This window comes from Yoonia maricola (assembly GCF_002797915.1).
GTDB classification, from domain to species: Bacteria; Pseudomonadota; Alphaproteobacteria; order Rhodobacterales; family Rhodobacteraceae; genus Yoonia; species Yoonia maricola.
Genome location: NZ_PGTY01000001.1, coordinates 729,587 through 746,846 on the forward strand (window position 1 = coordinate 729,587; position 17,260 = coordinate 746,846).

17 protein-coding genes are annotated in these 17,260 nt (G+C 56.8%); 13 read left to right on the forward strand and 4 right to left on the reverse strand.

Going from position 1 to position 17,260, the window contains the following annotated elements; translation table 11 throughout:
- Nucleotides 1-3: 3 nt before the first annotated feature.
- Nucleotides 4-894 (reverse strand): YicC/YloC family endoribonuclease, encoded by an 891-nt coding sequence (locus BC777_RS03640; protein WP_100366784.1) that lies wholly within the window; start codon nt 892-894, stop codon nt 4-6.
- Nucleotides 895-1,090: 196 nt separating this feature from the next.
- On the opposite strand from BC777_RS03640, the gene BC777_RS03645 reads away from it, so the two are divergent.
- Nucleotides 1,091-1,729, forward strand: coding sequence for a PAS domain-containing protein (locus tag BC777_RS03645; RefSeq protein ID WP_100366785.1), 639 nt, complete (start codon nt 1,091-1,093; stop codon nt 1,727-1,729).
- On the opposite strand, the gene BC777_RS03650 is transcribed toward BC777_RS03645, so the two are convergent.
- Nucleotides 1,730-3,100, reverse strand: a complete 1,371-nt coding sequence (locus tag BC777_RS03650) for a class II 3-deoxy-7-phosphoheptulonate synthase (RefSeq protein ID WP_100367983.1) — start codon at nt 3,098-3,100, stop codon at nt 1,730-1,732.
- A gap of 186 nt (nt 3,101-3,286) precedes the next feature.
- Here BC777_RS03650 and BC777_RS03655 point away from each other — a divergent pair, with 186 nt between their 5' ends.
- The 12 genes from BC777_RS03655 (at nt 3,287) to BC777_RS03705 (ending at nt 15,517) form a co-directional block, all read left to right on the forward strand.
- Nucleotides 3,287-4,294, forward strand: coding sequence for a GlxA family transcriptional regulator (locus BC777_RS03655; protein ID WP_375342413.1), 1,008 nt, complete (start codon nt 3,287-3,289; stop codon nt 4,292-4,294).
- Nucleotides 4,295-4,303: 9 nt separating this feature from the next.
- Nucleotides 4,304-6,001 carry a DUF1963 domain-containing protein gene (locus BC777_RS03660; protein ID WP_100366786.1) on the forward strand — a complete coding sequence of 566 codons (1,698 nt, stop codon included), beginning with the start codon at nt 4,304-4,306 and terminating at the stop codon, nt 5,999-6,001.
- A 123-nt stretch (nt 6,002-6,124) separates the two neighbouring features.
- Nucleotides 6,125-7,309: an ABC transporter substrate-binding protein gene (locus tag BC777_RS03665; RefSeq protein WP_100366787.1), complete on the forward strand. Its 1,185-nt coding sequence runs from the start codon at nt 6,125-6,127 to the stop codon at nt 7,307-7,309.
- A 93-nt stretch (nt 7,310-7,402) separates the two neighbouring features.
- Nucleotides 7,403-8,188, forward strand: coding sequence for an ABC transporter ATP-binding protein (locus BC777_RS03670; RefSeq protein ID WP_100366788.1), 786 nt, complete (start codon nt 7,403-7,405; stop codon nt 8,186-8,188).
- The gene (locus BC777_RS19310; protein ID WP_168769066.1) at nt 8,185-8,343 is read left to right on the forward strand and encodes a hypothetical protein; all 159 of its coding nucleotides are present in this window, start codon (nt 8,185-8,187) and stop codon (nt 8,341-8,343) included. The genes BC777_RS03670 and BC777_RS19310 overlap by 4 nt, the downstream gene beginning before the upstream one ends.
- Nucleotides 8,340-9,053: an ABC transporter ATP-binding protein gene (locus BC777_RS03675; RefSeq protein WP_100366789.1), complete on the forward strand. Its 714-nt coding sequence runs from the start codon at nt 8,340-8,342 to the stop codon at nt 9,051-9,053. The genes BC777_RS19310 and BC777_RS03675 overlap by 4 nt, the downstream gene beginning before the upstream one ends.
- Complete coding sequence (locus BC777_RS03680; protein WP_100366790.1) at nt 9,050-9,394, forward strand: hypothetical protein; 345 nt, start codon at nt 9,050-9,052, stop codon at nt 9,392-9,394. The genes BC777_RS03675 and BC777_RS03680 overlap by 4 nt, the downstream gene beginning before the upstream one ends.
- Before the next feature lie 98 nt (nt 9,395-9,492).
- Nucleotides 9,493-9,768, forward strand: coding sequence for a hypothetical protein (locus BC777_RS03685; RefSeq protein WP_133122508.1), 276 nt, complete (start codon nt 9,493-9,495; stop codon nt 9,766-9,768).
- Nucleotides 9,769-9,772: 4 nt separating this feature from the next.
- The gene (locus tag BC777_RS03690) at nt 9,773-10,783 is read left to right on the forward strand and encodes a branched-chain amino acid ABC transporter permease (protein ID WP_100366792.1); all 1,011 of its coding nucleotides are present in this window, start codon (nt 9,773-9,775) and stop codon (nt 10,781-10,783) included.
- On the forward strand, nt 10,780-12,081 hold the full coding sequence (locus BC777_RS03695; RefSeq protein WP_100366793.1) for a branched-chain amino acid ABC transporter permease: 1,302 nt from the start codon (nt 10,780-10,782) through the stop codon (nt 12,079-12,081). The genes BC777_RS03690 and BC777_RS03695 overlap by 4 nt, the downstream gene beginning before the upstream one ends.
- 57 nt (nt 12,082-12,138) lie before the next feature.
- Entirely contained in the window at nt 12,139-14,604 is a 2,466-nt protein-coding gene (locus BC777_RS03700; RefSeq protein ID WP_100366794.1) for a penicillin acylase family protein, read from the forward strand.
- A 202-nt stretch (nt 14,605-14,806) separates the two neighbouring features.
- Nucleotides 14,807-15,517 carry an alpha/beta fold hydrolase gene (locus BC777_RS03705; protein ID WP_100366795.1) on the forward strand — a complete coding sequence of 237 codons (711 nt, stop codon included), beginning with the start codon at nt 14,807-14,809 and terminating at the stop codon, nt 15,515-15,517.
- Nucleotides 15,518-15,680: 163 nt separating this feature from the next.
- Here BC777_RS03705 and hflX read toward each other — a convergent pair whose 3' ends face one another.
- On the reverse strand, nt 15,681-16,955 hold the full coding sequence (gene hflX, locus BC777_RS03710; RefSeq protein ID WP_100366796.1) for a GTPase HflX: 1,275 nt from the start codon (nt 16,953-16,955) through the stop codon (nt 15,681-15,683).
- A 2-nt stretch (nt 16,956-16,957) separates the two neighbouring features.
- On the reverse strand, nt 16,958-17,191 hold the full coding sequence (gene hfq, locus BC777_RS03715) for an RNA chaperone Hfq (protein WP_008235856.1): 234 nt from the start codon (nt 17,189-17,191) through the stop codon (nt 16,958-16,960).
- Nucleotides 17,192-17,260: the final 69 nt, after the last annotated feature.

Here is a 17,260-nt window from a genome sequence, read left to right on the forward strand (position 1 = left end):
GCGCTACTCCACATTTTGAATTTGCTCGCGCATCTGGTCGATGACAGCCTTGAGGTCAAGGCCAATGGCCGTCAGCGCAGGTGCTTGTGCTTTGGCACAAAGCGTATTTGCCTCGCGGTTAAATTCCTGTGCAAGAAAATCAAATTTGCGACCTGCGGGTTTATCCTGTGCCAAAAGATCCCGCGCAGCAGCGACATGAGATTTGAGGCGATCGATCTCTTCTGTCACATCTGATTTGACCGCCAGCAATGCGAGTTCCTGTGCCACGCGCCCTTCTTCAATCTCGGCCGCATCTTCCATCACGCGCCGTAAGGCGGCAGTCAGGTTTTCCCTGACCTGCGGCGCGCGCGCTGCCGCAGCCGTTGCAGCGGCTTCTGTCAACTGCGCAATCTGATCAAGTTGTTGTGCCACAACTGCCCCAAGCGACGCCCCCTCACCGGCACGCATGGCGACAAAATCAGCAACCAGCGGGGCAACATCGGCAATCAATGCCGCCGCCAGCTCATTTACATCATCCTCCGCCTTTGCGGTGGTCAGCACGCCGCGCTGGGCCAACACATCGGCCGCTGTCGGCTGGCCCAAGGTGACACCCATCGCAAAGGCCCGCTCCTGCACCAGATCCAATGCCTTAAGGACTTCATCAAGATGGGCTTCATCCACGGCCAGACCGCCCGCAACCTCTTCGCGGTTCAGGCGTAGATTGACGGTCACATTGCCCCGCGCCAAGGCTTTGGTCAGGGCGCCGCGCAAGGCAGGCTCCAGCCCTTCGATGCCTTCGGGCAGACGCAGGCGGATATCAAGGCCACGGGCGTTCACCCCGCGCATTTCCCAACTCCAAGAGGTGGCACCAAGGGTGCCGGTCCGGCTGGCGAAAGCTGTCATTGAATGGGTCATCGGGGTCGTTCCGTCTTTGGTCTTATTGCATCTGCACCTAAAGCCAATCCCAAGGGTGGAGCAAGGGGCCGCGGCATTCGATCCGTTAACCACTTAACACTTTGTTAAATGGTTAACGCGATAGAGTTTGTTAAAAACTCGTTAAAGCAACACATCACATCGTCCCTGATATGGGGCAAGATACGAGGACACCGGTATGGATATCAGCGATCAATCAAAGGAACGGCGGCAGGTGCAAATGCCGGGTCACGATGATCCGATCTTGCGTCATCTTGAGGCCTATTGGCAGACATTGCGCAACGCCCGGCAGTTGCCAGCCCGGACAGACATTGCGCCCAGCAAAATCGATGAGGCCCTGCCCCACGCCTTTATCCTGCAACGCGTGGCACCCGGAATGGCCCGTTTTCGCGTTGCAGGACAGCGCCTGCATGACTTGCTCAAGATGGATGCCCGCGGGATGCCTTTGGGCACGCTGTTCCAGTCTGGGTCGCGCGAGCAAGCGCAACAACTGATCGAAGCTGCCTTCGCCGGTCCTGCGATTGTCAGTATCCCGCTTTCGTCGCCCGGTACGCTGATGCGCCCTGCGTTAAACGGTACGATGCTACTTTTACCGCTGCGTGACAGGGACAATAACAGCACCCGAATGCTGGGCGCTTTAGTAACCGATCAGGATGGCGGCGCACGGCCCCGCCGCTTTGAAATCCCGCAAGGCGCGCGCATCCGGCACGAACCGATTGGCGTACAGCTTGCCACGGCACAATTGGTGCCGCGTGCCCATGCAAAAGGGCCAGACGCTGCACGCCCGGCCCTGAAACTGGTGGTCAATAACGGCTGATCAGCCCGCTTTGGCTTGCGCTATCGTGTCTCTGCGGGCCGAAAGCTCTTCGGCCACAAGGAAGGCAAGCTCCAGTGATTGTGATGCGTTCAGGCGCGGATCGCAGGCCGTATGATAGCGGCTGGACAGGTCTTCGTCTGTCACAGCCCGCACACCGCCGGTGCATTCGGTCACGTCTTTGCCCGTCATCTCAAAATGCACGCCACCCGGTACTGTGCCTTCGGCATTGTGGATTGCGAAGAATTCTTTCACTTCACGCAGCACGCTGTCGAAAGGACGGGTTTTGTAACCCGTCGATGACTTGATGGTGTTGCCATGCATGGCGTCACAGGTCCAAACCACATTGGCACCTTCTTCTTCCACGGCTTTGATCAAACGTGGCAGATGCTCACCCACGGACCCCGCGCCAAAGCGCGCGATTAAGGTCAGACGGCCTGCCTCGTTCGCTGGGTTCAGCGAAGCCATTAGCGCCTTGAGATGACCAGATGTCATCGACGGGCCGCACTTCAGGCCGATGGGGTTTTGCACACCTTTACAGAATTCCACATGCGCCCCGTCAGGCTGACGCGTGCGGTCACCAATCCAGATCATGTGACCGGACCCGGCCAACCATTTGCCAGAGGTCGAATCCAAACGGCACAGCGCCTCTTCGTACTCCAGCAGCAAAGCTTCGTGGCTGGTGTAGAAATCAACCGTCTGCAATTCGTGGTTGGTTTCCGTGGTCAAACCGGCCGCTTCCATGAAATCAAGCGTATCGCTGATACGGCCCGCCATATCGCTGTATTTCTTGACCTCATTTTGGTCGGTAAAGCCAAGGGTCCACTTATGGACCTCATGCACATTGGCGAAACCACCGGTTGAGAAGGCACGCAGCAGGTTCAGCGTCGCCGCTGCCTGCATATAGGCTTGGGTCATACGCTCTGGATCAGGAATGCGGCTGTCAGCAGTGAAATCGAACCCGTTGATGATATCACCACGGTAGCTGGGTAATTCCACACCATCCATCGTCTCGGTCGGAGCCGAACGTGGCTTGGCCATCTGCCCTGCCATGCGACCCACCTTCACCACAGGCACTTTTGCGCCATAGGTCAGAACCATCGCCATTTGCAGCATCACCTTGAAGGTGTCGCGGATGGTGTCAGCGTTAAACTCGGCAAAGCTTTCGGCACAATCACCACCTTGCAGCAAAAACGCCTCGCCGCGGCTGACGGCCCCCAATTCGGCCTTCAACTTGCGCGCTTCACCGGCAAAAACCAAGGGTGGATAGCTGGCAAGACGACCTTCAACCGCGTTCAGCGCGCTTTCGTCGGTATACTCAGGCATCTGGATCCGGGGCTTTTTGCGCCAGTCAGATTTTTGCCAGTCAGTCATCATCTTGCTCCATATAGCAGTTGGGTTAGCGTTATCAGGCCTTGCGTATAGCGCGCAGCGTGCCCTGCGCCAATGGGAAAATGGCGATTTGCAGGTGCACAAGCGATCAACCTGTGAAGCGACTTTTCACTTGTCGACGGCAGGCAAACCTGATGAGGTTCTTTTTGCCCCATGTGACCACGGATAATGGCGATGCAGAACGAACCCCAAGTTGTCGAAGTTGACCACGAAGGCAAACCCCGCCGGTTTGTTTTTGTTCTGATGGATAACTTTACAATGCTTTGCTTTGCAGCCGCTGTCGAAAGCCTGCGCATTGCCAATCGGACGGCGGGAAAAGAACTTTATACATGGTCAATTATCAGCGAAGACGGTGGCGAGGCGAATTGTTCAAACGGCTGCACATTCCGGGTCGATGGTGACCTGAGTGAACTTGATCGCGACGACACGATCATGCTCTGCGGCGGTGTGGATGTGCAAAAAGCCACCACGAAACGCACGCTCAACTGGATCAGACGCGAATCGCGGCGCGGTGTGACCATCGCAGGGCTTTGCACCGCAGGCTATACAATGGCACGGGCCGGTTTGCTGGATGGCAAGAAGGCCACGATCCATTGGGAAAATCAGGATAGCTTTGCGGAAGAGTTTGAAGAAGTTGAACTGACCAAATCCGTCTTTGTCGTCGATGGCAACCGGATCACGACCGCCGGCGGGACAGCCTCGATCGATCTGATGATCAAACTGATCGCCGATGACCACGGCGAAGACCTTGCCAACGCCGTGGCTGATATTCTGATCTATTCTTCAATCCGCACGGATCAGGACACGCAGCGCCTGTCCATTCCCACCCGGATCGGCGTGCGCCACCCCAAGTTAAGCCGTGTGATCCAGATGATGGAACAAAACATCGAAGATCCGATCAGCCCGGCGATCCTTGCCAAAGATGTGGGGATGTCCACCCGTCAGCTTGAGCGGCTGTTTCGCCGCTATCTGTCGCGCAGCCCAAAACGGTATTACATGGAGTTGCGCCTGCAGAAGGCCCGCAACCTGCTGATGCAGACAGATATGACTGTGATCAACGTCGCCCTTGCCTGTGGTTTTGCGTCGCCTTCGCATTTCTCCAAATGCTATCGGTCGCATTATGACACAACACCTTACCGCGAACGCGGCAGCCATGCTGCCCGGCTATCGGTTTGATTGGGCGCAATGGTATTCCGATCTCTCAAAATACTGGTGCAGGTTTTCGGCGTTTTGACCATTGGTTTGACGCTCTATGCCGAAGTGACCCAAGACGTTGATCTTCGCTGGACCGCGTTAAGCCTTCTTGCTGTCGTGATAGCGGCAGCCTACGCGCTGGGCATGTTTCAAAGCACGGCCCAGGCAGCACAATCTAACCAACCTTCGACAAGACGGCCACAACAGCCCTCAAAACCGGCGGCGCCGCCCCCTGAAGTGCAGACACGGCCCAAACCACGTATTGATCCATTGGACGACCCAGCAGAGATCAAGGATGATGAACTCTATATCGTCTTTTCACGCCTTGCGGGCTTCAAAACCGGGGAAGCCTTTCGCGCTAATGTTGATAAAATCGTCGCTGCCAACGGGCTGGCTCCATTGCAGCCCGATGATGTTGATCGTCTAGCCGCAGAAATCGATCGCCGCGATTTACGCGGCAAGACCTTTGTGCGCACACCAGGCGTTGCCATAGTCCGCATGCAGCGCTTTGATCTGGACGTTGAGGTTGGCGGGACAAGCTGGCTTGGCGGGCTTCCGACGCTTGGCGACACGCCGTGGCCTCGCGATGATCTGGGCCGCGCGATGCATCATATGGCCCAGATCGATCTTGGTACTGTGCCTGATCCTCTTTTGCCCAAGGGGATGCCAACGACCGGGGCGATGGCTTTCTTTATGACAACGGCAAGCAATGGACCGCGTCAGGGGAAGGTTATATACCTGCCTCAGATCGGGAACACGGCAACCGAGCCACCCAAAGATCTGGTGCCCATCTATGATGGGCCCGAATGGGGCTATTACGTCAAGGGCCATGCCCGCGAGAACGCACCCGATACCTTCCCGCGTTGGCCAGTTGAGTTCGTTCTTTTGCCACTGACCGAACAAAACCGGGACGATGACGCGCAGGAACTGATGGCCGAACTGTTGCCCTTTCAGGCCACAGAAGACCTCAGCCCCAAGAATTATCACAAAAAGGTGCCGGAATTCGCGCGCGCCTACTTCTGGGACACCGCACACCGCTTTACCATGTCAATCCGATTGGCCCGCGATGACATCATCAAGACTGTCGCGCAGATGGACAAACGCGTCAAACAGCATGGTGACGTCTATCAGCCCGCTCTTGATATACTTCTGCACCAACAAGATGCCTTCTCAGCCTTCGTGGATGAGGTCAGTATCTGGGCCGTCTCGCACGAACCTTGGGACCGGATGACACCTGCCGATATCGCTGAGCTTGAACGCCACTTCGCGCAGGTGCGCGATATTGGCGGGCAAACCGCCCCGTTCAAACCTTTTTACCAATTCACCCAAGGCGAGATGTTGACCCTTCAAGAGGCCGCGACAGCAACCCTGGTAGCAGCCGCAAACGAAAGCCCCGACGTTTATGCCACACTGCCAATGAAGGTGCGCGAAGACATCGATACCAAATACCGCATCGCGTCCAAGGGCCGATGGCACCAGATGTTTGGCCTCGGCAGCGAAATACAGACCGCTGTATCAGATCACACCCATCACCATTTGCTGTTGCAACTGCATTCCGACCAGCTAGCGCATTGGGTGTGGGGCGACAAAGGCGTGGTACAGTTCTGGATCACCGAGGATGATCTGCTGGCCCAGAATTGGGATGCTGTAGATATGACGGTGGAAGGCTATTCCCACGAACATGAATAGTGCGGGCCAATCGCCTGATCGGAAAGGGCACAAAGGGACAATGACCCGGGTTTCTGACTTTCCTTTTGGAAACGCCCTGCTAGATTGGCGCGCAGGATAAAAAATCCAACTTGGGAGAACGATATGAAGAAACTACTTTTGGCGACATCTGCCGTCGCTATGATGGCTGGCACCGCCCATGCTGAGGACGTCAAGATCGGCGTCATCCTTGGCTTCACAGGCCCACTTGAATCCATCACACCCGCGATGGGCGCTGGCGCAGAGCTTGCCATGGCAGAAGTGACCGCATCCGGCGCGCTGCTGGATGGCGCAACCGTCACATCCGTACGCGGTGACAGCACATGCATTGACGCAGGTGCAGCGACTGCGGCAGCCGAACGTCTGGTCACATCCGACGAAGTGGATGCCATCATGGGCGCTGACTGTTCCGGCGTGACAGGTGCGATCCTGCAAAACGTGGCACGTCCAAACGGTGTTGCGATGATTTCGCCATCCGCCACATCCCCCGGCCTGTCCACGGCTGACGATGACGACCTGTTCTTCCGCACAGCCCCATCTGACGCGCGCCAAGGTGTGATCATCACAGAGATCCTGCAGGATCGTGGTGTCAGCGAAGTGGCTTTGACATACACCAACAACGACTACGGCAAAGGCCTTGCTGACGCGTTCCAGGCAGCTTTTGAAGAAGCAGGCGGCACTGTGACAATCTCTGCGGCACACGAAGACGGCAAAGCAGACTATTCTGCTGAAGTCGGCGCACTGGCCTCTGCCGGTGGTGAAGTGCTGGTTGTTGCAGGTTACGTGGATCAAGGTGGGTCCGGCATCATCCGTTCCAGCCTTGATAGTGGCGCGTTCGACACATTCTACCTGCCAGATGGCATGGTTGGTGCGGTTCTGAATGACAACTTCGGATCCGAGCTGGATGGTTCTTTCGGCGCCTACCCCGGCACCGATAACGCAGGTGCGGGCATGTATGTTGAACTGGCTGAAGCTGCCGGTTTCGATGGTACAGGTGCGTTTTCACCTGAAAGCTATGACGCGGCGGCGCTGATCATGTTGGCGATGCAGGCGGCAGGCTCGGCTGACTCGGCTGATTTCAAAGACCACGTCTTTGACGTCGCAAATGCACCCGGCGTGGAAATCATGCCCGGCGAATTGGCCAAAGGTCTTGAACTGCTCGCAGCTGGCGAGGACATCGACTATGTTGGTGCATCCGCCGTGGAACTGATCGGCCCCGGTGAAAGCGCAGGTAACTATCAGGAAATCGAATTTGCTGATGGCGTATACTCCACGATTAACTACCGTTAATATGGTGATATGACAACGAAACGGCGCGGGTTTGTCCCGCGCCGTTTTGCAAAACAAGACAGGTCCAAAGACCTGCGCGTAAGGGGAAACTGAATGATCATCGTTGAAGATGTGGTCAAAACCTTTGGGGGCTTTCGGGCCGTCGATGGTGCGACGATGACCATTGAAGAAGGCACAATTACGGGCCTGATTGGCCCTAACGGCGCCGGAAAAACAACGCTTTTCAATGTGATAGCAGGCGTTCTTAAACCAACATCCGGACGCGTAACCATGCAGGGCGAAGACATCACCGGCCTGCCCCCGCATAAGTTGTTTCACAAAGGACTGCTGCGGACCTTTCAGATCGCACATGAATTTTCATCCATGACCGTGCGCGAAAACCTGATGATGGTCCCCGGCGGGCAATCGGGCGAGGCGCTGTGGAACACATGGTTCGGCCGCAAGCGGATCGCTGATGAAGAACGCGCGCTGCAGGCCAAAGCTGACGAGGTCATCGAATTTCTAACGATTGACCATCTGAAAGAAGAAAAGGCAGGCAACCTGTCCGGGGGACAGAAAAAACTGCTCGAACTGGGACGGACCATGATGGTCGACGCCAAGATCGTCTTTCTAGATGAGGTCGGCGCGGGCGTGAACCGCACCCTGCTCAATACCATCGGCGACGCGATCATCCGCCTGAACAAAGAACGCAACTACACATTTGTAGTCATCGAACACGACATGGATTTCATCGGCCGCCTTTGCGATCCCGTGATCTGCATGGCGGAAGGCCACGTTTTGGCCGAAGGGACCTTGGCGGAAATCAAGGCCAATGAACAGGTGATCGAGGCTTACCTCGGCACCGGGTTGAAAAACAAAGATAAGGTAAGTGCGACATGAAATTTCTTCTAACTGTCCTCTTCGGGGCCATTCTGGGCTCTGCCGCGACGTTTTATTATATCTACGTCAACCATGCCGACGGGACCGAGCAAGCGCTGATGCGTGATACGCTGCTGACCTATGCGCCATTCTTGGAAGAGTATATCACCCCGTGAGCGACCCGTTTTTGATCGGGGACGCCATGACCGGTGGGTATGGCAAAGGCCCCGATATTCTGCATTCCTGCACTATTGCCGCCGAAAAAGGCGAGATTGCCGTGATTGTTGGCCCCAATGGCGCTGGCAAATCCACAGCGATGAAAGCCGTGTTCGGGATGCTGAACGTCAACGAAGGTGCTGTGCGGCTGGATGGCGAGGATATCACCCAGCTGTCGCCGCAACAGCGCGTGGTGAAGGGGATGGGGTTTGTGCCACAAACCTCGAACATCTTCACGTCGATGACGGTGGAAGAGAACCTAGAGATGGGCGCCTTCATTCGCCGCGATGACTTCCGCGATACCATGGCGCAAGTCTATGATTTGTTTCCCATTCTCAAGGACAAACGCAATCAAGCGGCGGGTGAACTTTCAGGCGGACAACGCCAGCAAGTCGCCGTGGGCCGCGCGCTGATGACACAACCCAAAGTGCTGATGCTGGATGAACCGACGGCGGGTGTCTCGCCGATCGTCATGGACGAGTTGTTTGACCGCATTATTGAGGTGGCACGCACCGGTATCCCGATCCTCATGGTGGAACAAAACGCGCGACAAGCGCTTGAAATTGCAGATAAAGCCTATGTTTTAGTGCAAGGGCGCAATGCGCATACAGGCACGGGTAAAGAGCTGCTGGCCGATGAACAAGTTCGGCGGAGTTTCTTGGGCGGATGAAGGTGCCCGCCGTCCTCTGCGCCGTAATGGCCGGGCCTGCAATGGCGGAGGTTGTGTCCTGCGACCTGTCAGGCACGCTTGTAAGATTCGAGATTGAGCGCTCGCAATTCGCCCCACCCATGAACCCTAACGAGCCGACCCAGCGCCGGGTGACAACCGTGCAAATGGGTGACGCGCAGTTCCCGGCAGAACCCATCATGATGGATAACATACGCGGGTTTTGGGCAGAAGGCGCAGGCGGATCAGACATTATGATGGTAATGCAAGGCGATGGCTCTGCCGTCTATGCTGATACCAGCACTGGCGCGCGCCTTACGGGCACCTGCGAGGTATCACAATGAAACTACCGGTTTTCCAGTATAGAGCCCTATCGTTAACTTTGCTGATATCGGCGTTCATCGCGACATCAGTTCCGACCGCAAGCAAGGCACAAGATGTCATGGAATACAGCACATGGTTTGAACCCGGAGAAGATCTTTTCGGCAAGACCTACGACGGTCGCATCATCCCTACCAATATGGCGATATGGGTCGAAACACAGCCGGGTGTTTTCATCGCGGATGGCTCGCCCGCTCTGCACCCCAGCGAAGCCGCAATAGTAAACGAAGCACGCGTAATGGTCACAGATGCGGCCCCACAAAAACGCGAAGGAAGCTTGTGGTGCATGCTCTGGAACTCAGAACATCGCATGCACGGCTTGGTCTGTACGGAGTAACGAAATGGACTTCCTCAACGCCCTTGTCGCATTCGCGAACTTTGTCTTTGTCCCGGGCCTTGCCTATGGCGCGCAGCTTGCCATTGGCGCGCTGGGTGTCACGATGATTTACGGTATCCTGCGTTTCTCAAACTTCGCCCATGGCGATACGATGGCTTTTGGCACAGCCGTCACGATCAAGATGACGGCGCTTTTGATCGCCATGGGGGTGTCATTCGGGCCACTGCCGACGGCGCTGCTCGCCCTGCCCTTTGGGATCGGAGCAACGATCGTACTGGTCTTGTTGATTGATTGGCTGGTTTACCAATTCTATCGCCAGCAAAAGGCCTCTCCGGTGATCCTTGTGATCGTGTCCATGGGTGTGATGTTCGTAATGAACGGGATCGTGCGGTTTTATATTGGGGTGGATGACATCCGCTTTGCCGATGGCGAAAGGTTCATTATTACGGCGCGCGAATTCCGCGACCTGACCGGGCTGCGCGAAGGTCTGGCGATCAGGACAACACAGGTGATTACTGTGGTTGTAGCGCTCATTGCGATGGCACTTTTGTTCTGGTTTCTCAACAAAACCCGCACTGGCAAATCCATGCGGGCGTTTTCCGACAATGAAGACTTGGCACTGCTATCAGGGATCAACCCCGATTGGGTGGTCAAGGTCACATGGATGATCGTTGCAGCCCTCGCGACCACTGCTGGCGTCCTTTACGGTCTTGATAAATCCTTCAAGGCATTCACCTATTTCCAACTGCTGCTACCGATCTTTGCGGCCGCTATTGTCGGTGGTCTTGGTAACCCATTGGGAGCCATCGCCGGTGGCTTTGTGATCGCTTTCAGCGAGGTCACCATCACCTACGCATGGAAGAAAGTGCTGACCTATCTGATGCCCGAAAGCCTTGAGCCCGATGGCCTCGTCCAGCTTCTTTCTACCGACTATAAATTCGCCGTCAGCTTTGCGATCTTGATCATCGTGCTGCTGTTCAAACCCACCGGCCTGTTCAAAGGACAATCGGTATGAGCACCCAAGTCAGAGATACCGCCCTTTTTGGGCTTGTCGCCGTCCTTCTGATAGGAACGGGCATGATCCAAGGCTGGAACTCGGCCTTGCTGATCCTGAACATGGGGCTGATTTCGGCGATCATGGCGTTGGGTGTGAACCTGCAATGGGGCTTTGCCGGGCTCTTTAACATTGGTGTCATGGGGTTTGTTGCACTTGGTGGCTTGGCCACTGTACTGGTCTCGACCGATCCCGTGCCAGAGGCATGGCAGGCGGGTGGTCTGCGCATCATGGCCGGGCTCGTCTTGGGCGCGTTGACGGTTGTTGCTGCCGTTCAGGCGCAAAAGCGGTTGGAAGGCCGGGTCAAGACGATCGCGACGCTTGTGATCCTTGTTGGCGGTTTCTTCCTGTACCGCGCCGTCTTCGATCCCGGAAAAGTGGCGGTTGAGGCGGTGAACCCCGCCTCTACCGGCAACCTGGGCGGTCTGAACCTGCCAATCCTGCTTAGCTGGCCTGTGGGTGGTCTGCTGGCCGCTGGCGCGGCGTGGGTGATTGGCAAAACGGCCCTTGGTCTGCGGTCCGACTATCTGGCGATTGCAACGCTGGGGATTGCCGAGATCATCATTGCGGTTTTGAAGAACGAAGACTGGCTTGCGCGTGGCGTCAAAAACGTGATCGGCCTGGACCGCCCCGTGCCTTACGAGATTGACCTGCAACAAGACCCCGGTTTCGTCGAGCGGGCCGCCAGCCTTGGGCTGGACCCGGTGACGGCTTCGACGCTTTACACAAAGATTGGGTATGCCATTCTGTTTACCATCGTTCTGCTGATCATCCTCTGGCTTGCCCAAAAGGCGCTGAACAGCCCATGGGGCCGTATGATGCGCGCGATCCGCGACAATGAAACGGCAGCCGAGGCGATGGGCAAGGACGTCAAAGGGCGCCATTTGCAAATCTTTATCCTTGGATCCGCCGTATGTGGCGTGGCGGGTGCAATGATGACGACACTGGACGGCCAACTCACACCCGGCACCTATCAGCCCTTGCGCTTTACCTTCCTGATCTGGGTCATGGTCATTGTCGGCGGGTCCGGCAATAACTTTGGCGCGGTGCTGGGCGGTATGCTGATCTGGTGGCTTTGGGTACAGGTTGAACCCTTGGGGCTGGGGCTGATGAATATCCTCAGCAGTGGGCTGGCGGATGGCAGCGCGCTGAAAGACCGTATGATCGAATCCGCAGCACATATGCGCCTGTTCACCATGGGCGTTATCCTGTTGCTGGTCTTGCGGTTCAGCCCGCGCGGCCTGATCCCGGAACGATAACTTGTCCTTACTGTCTGCCCTGTTAGAACAGGGCAGACTTAACACCCCGAGGACCCTATGGCGCTGATCTTTCGCTGGCTTGTCCGACTTGCCACTGCCCTGATTTTTCTAAGCGTGGCGGCGATAGCGCTGGCCTATTACTTTGCCTCAAGGTCTCTGCCCGACTACAATACCACGAGCGCAGTGGCCGACATCTCGGCACCGGTCGAGATCGTGCGCGACAACGCCAACGTCCCGCATATTTTTGGCGATACGGACGAAGACGTCTATTTCGCCCTTGGCTATGCACATGCGCAAGACCGCCTTTGGCAGATGACGATGCTGCGGCGCACAGCCCAAGGGCGACTGTCCGAGCTGTTCGGGGAACGCACCGTCAGGATTGATGAAGTGCTGCGGAGGTTTGACCTCTATACTTTGTCAGTCAACTCGGTTGATGCGCAAACGGATGAGGCGAAAGCCTATCTCGAAGCCTATTCCAGTGGCGTGAACGCATGGTTGGCAGAGGTGAACAAAGGCGCGTTGGGCCGCGGAGCGCCAGAGATGTGGCTGTTCAACCATGCAATAGCTCCTTGGCAACCCGCTGACTCCATTGCGGTGCTCAAGCTGATGGCGCTTGACCTGACGTCCGGCCTTGAAGATGAAGTGCTGCGCGCGCGCACATCACTGTTGCTCGACAATGACCGATTGCGTGACATTTTGCCCGATGACCCGACCAGCGGTATCGCGGCCTTGCCCGAATATGCCAGCCTTGTGCCGGGTGTGGCCCCTTATACGCCCAACATGCGCTTGGCCCATGATCCGTTGTCGCCAGTCAAACCGGCGCCGCTGCGGGGGGCGTCGAACGCTTGGGCGGCAAGCGCGTCGCGCTCAACGACAGGATCAACCTTGCTGGCCAATGATCCGCATCTGGGGCTGACCGCGCCATCGATCTGGTATCTTGCGCGGCTAGAGCTTGAAACAGGCGGTGTCATCGGCGGGACAATCCCCGGTATGCCATTGGTACTGAGCGGGCGCAGCGATGCTTTGGGATGGGGCGTGACCACGGCCAAGGTCGATGACGTGGATATCATGGTCGAAGAGGTGAACCCCGACAACCCTGAAGAATACCGCAGCCCCAACGGCTGGGTGCCGTTTCGGACGCGCGATAGCATCGTTAACGTCAAAGACGGCGCAGCGGTCACATTGCGCCTGCGCTGGACAGCGAACGGCCCGGTGATGCCGCGCGGCCAATATGACCTTGGCACGATTACCCCACCCGGGCATGTCACAGCTATTTCATGGACCGCCCTATCCGACCGTGACACCACTATGTCCGCTGCGTTCGACTTGAACCACGCACGCTCTGTGGAAGAGGCCATCACCGCCGGTGAGGACTTTATCGCGCCAGCACAAAACCTGACGCTGGCCGATCGCAACCGCATCTCAATGAAAACCGTCGGTGCCATTCCCGCGCGCGATGTGGGCCATCAAAGTCAGGGCCGCCTGCCCGCCTTTGGTTACCTACCTGAAAACCGCTGGCAGGGGCGCTTTCCTTACAGCGATAATCCGGAATTCCTTGATCCGCCCGGCGGCATTCTGGGCAACACCAACAATAAGACGGTGGATCGTCCTTTCCCCCGCCATATCACCCATAAATGGGGTGACACCCAACGGGTCAATCGCTGGCGTCGCCTAATGCAGGCGCGCGAGGTGCATACCCGCGACAGCTTTATCGAGGCGCAGCTGGACACGGTCAGCTTTACCGCCCGCACCCTGTCAACGCTCATGGGCGCTGATCTGTGGTTCACAGGCGACGCCGCCCCTGACGGCACGCCTGAACGGCAGCGTCAGATTGCGTTGAACCTGCTATCGGCATGGAACGGTGAAATGAACGAACACCTACCAGAGCCGCTGATTTATGCAGCATGGGTTCGTGCGTTCCAGCAACGGCTGATCCGGGATGAGCTGGGACCACTGGCCGAGGAATTCACCCATATCGAACCCGTCTTCATCGAACGGGTGCTACGCGACATCAACGGTGCGAGCATCTGGTGCGACGTGATCCAATCCGCCCCGGTGGAAAGCTGTACCGATATCGCCCGGCAATCGCTGGATGATGCGCTGCTCTGGATCACCGAAAACTACGGTGGTGCGGTCGAGGCCGTGCGCTGGGGCGATGCGCATGTAGCGACCCATGATCACCCCGTTCTGGGCAATACGCCGATCCTTGAATGGGTGGTCAATATCCGGCAATCCACCAGCGGTGGCGATCACACGCTGCAACGGGCCAAAACCTCTGGCGTTGATCCACACCCGTTTTACAACGTCCACGCCGGGGCCTATCGGGGGGTATACGACTTCGCCGATCCCGACAGTTCAGTGTTCATCACCTCGACAGGGCAATCAGGGCATCCGCTGTCACGACACTACGACAATCTGGGCGAGCTATGGCGGCGCGGTGAATACATTCCGATGTCGCTTGATCCTGATTTGGCGCGGGCAGCGGCGGTTGGGGTGACGGTTTTGACGCCATCTGGTGAATGACCGTTTCGCCCGCAAAGTGTAAGACGCTGCGCCGAATTTCAACGTCAACTTTTGTCCGAGGAGCTAAGCCCACAGTAGTGGGGCGTAGGCCCCAATTGTCTACTTAGCCCGTGCCGAGAAGCTTGGTTGCGCAGCGCGTTAGGTGACTGTAACTGGCGTCCACAATTACCATTTTGACAAACAGGGTTACGGGACACTGAAAATGCGGTTGAACTGGACATATGGCGGCGAAGGGCCGCCGCTTCTGTTGCTGCACGGGTTTACCGGTATTGGCGCGGACTGGGGCGCTGTGTTCGGTGATGCCGTGATAGGATTTAAGTGTCTCATGCCTGATTTGCCTGGGCATGGCCTTTCACCTTCCCTTGATTCATTCACTTTTGAGGAAAGCGCGCGCTTGATCATCGCGGACCTTGAAGAGATGGGGTACGGATCACTGCCCGCCATGGGGATGAGCGGTGGGGCACAGGTGCTTTTGCACATTGCGACGCGTAAGCCCGAGCTTGTGACTCGTTCAGTTCTCATCAGCACCGCACCCTATTTTCCTGACGTGGCAAGACAACTCATGGCGCAAGCGGGACCAGAGCAGCAACCAAAGGAGGCTTGGGATGAGCTGCGCAGAAAACATCCTGGCGGAGATGATCAGGTGCGCCGCCTATTCGAAACCGCACAAGGATTTCACGCCAGCTACTGGGATGTGAATTTCACACCGGCCGTTCTTGGCCTCATTCAGGGCCCAAGCCTCATTGTGCATGGAGATCAGGATCCCCTTTACCCGATTTCGAGCGCCGTAGAGCTTTATTCCAATATCGGCGAGGCAAGTCTGTGGATTCTGCCCGATGCTGGCCATTGCCCCATCTTTGGCGAACAGGCAGAGGTATTCACACAAACGGCCCTCAAGTTCTTAAAGCGGTGAATGATCTCGCCAATCTGATCTAATGCACAGCGAGCGTTCAAGTTGGTCTTGAGGACTTGCTTTGTGTAGGAACGGTTGAACTCGGTGGTTTCGCGTCTTATGAAACCTTGCCTTGGTTCGAAATGCTTAAGTAACGGCTTCGTCCACATAACGGACCACTTACTTACAACCGTACAAACCGCTCTTTTTGCAATGCCGTCCAAAACACCGTCAGGTCATAGCCTTCTTCAGTCTGCGCCTCATCTGTCACCACACCTGCCTCAAACAGCCATGCGCGTTTCTTGCCGTCGGCGAACGGCAGCGACAGCTTTTCTTCCGTCCGCGGGTCTTTCAGCTTGTCGGGGATTGCCGCCAACAGCGGGTCCATCCCCTCGCCCGTGATTGCTGAGACTGCGAATAAATCATCCAGACGCGCCGCTTGCGTCAGCACCGCGTCTCGTGCGTCCCCTTCCAACAGGTCGGTCTTGTTCCACACCTCAATGATCGGCGCTTCCTCTGCCACCCCAAGGCTTTGCAGGATCGCATGCACATCTGCCGCCTGCTCTTCGGTTTGCGGATGGCTGATGTCACGCACATGCACGATCAGGTCAGCATCCAGCACCTCTTCCAAGGTCGCGCGGAAGGCCGCGACCAGTTCGGTTGGCAGATCACTGATGAAACCCACGGTGTCGGACATGATCACCTCGTCCCCGGTCGGCAAAACGATCTTGCGCATCGTCGGATCAAGCGTGGCGAAGAGCATGTCTTTGGCAAAGACCTCTGCCCCCGTGAGCCGGTTGAACAGGGTCGACTTGCCCGCGTTTGTGTAGCCAACCAAAGCTACAATCGGGAATGGCACTTTTGCACGCGAGGCGCGATGGAGTTCACGGGTTTTGACGACTTTGGCGAGCTGCTTGCGCAACCGGTTGAGCTGTTCATCAATCGCACGGCGGTCAGCTTCGATCTGGGTTTCACCGGGGCCACCGACAAAGCCCAATCCGCCGCGCTGACGTTCAAGGTGTGTCCATGCGCGCACCAGCCGCGTGCGCTGATATGAAAGCGCCGCCATCTCGACCTGCAAGACACCTTCAGAGGTGCGCGCACGGTCACTGAAAATCTCCAAAATCAGACCCGTGCGGTCCAAGAGCTTTACGCCCCATTCCTTTTCAAGATTTCGTTGCTGAACGGGCGTCACCGGTCCATCAATCAGAACCAATTCGACCTCAGCATCATGGAACACATGTTTGAGTTCTTCAATCTTGCCCTTACCAAACAGTTTGCCGGGGTGAATGCGTGGTAGACGCACGACGTCCGCGCCGACAACTTGCAAATCCGGCAACGCGGCGGCCAATGACACGCCTTCTTCCAAGGCGGGTTCAGCCGCACGGCGGCTGTAGTCTGTTTTCAGATCGGGATGCAGTACCCAAGCCCGCGTAATGGGGCGGTCGTGTTCGAGCAATGCTACTCTTCACCTTCGTAAAGGCTGATCGGCTGTGCTGGCATGATTGTGGAAATCGCGCTTTTGTAGACAAGCTGTGATTGACCATCACGACGCAAAAGCACGCAAAAGCTGTCAAACCATGTGATCACGCCTTGCAATTTCACCCCATTCACCAAAAAAATAGTTACGGGAACCTTGACCTTGCGGACATGGTTGAGAAATGCATCTTGCAGATTTGCTTTATCGGCAGCCATCGCGACACCCTTTTTCTTATTCTTACGGCCGCGCACCGGCCCCCCAGAGGTATTGGCCGTAGTATGTCG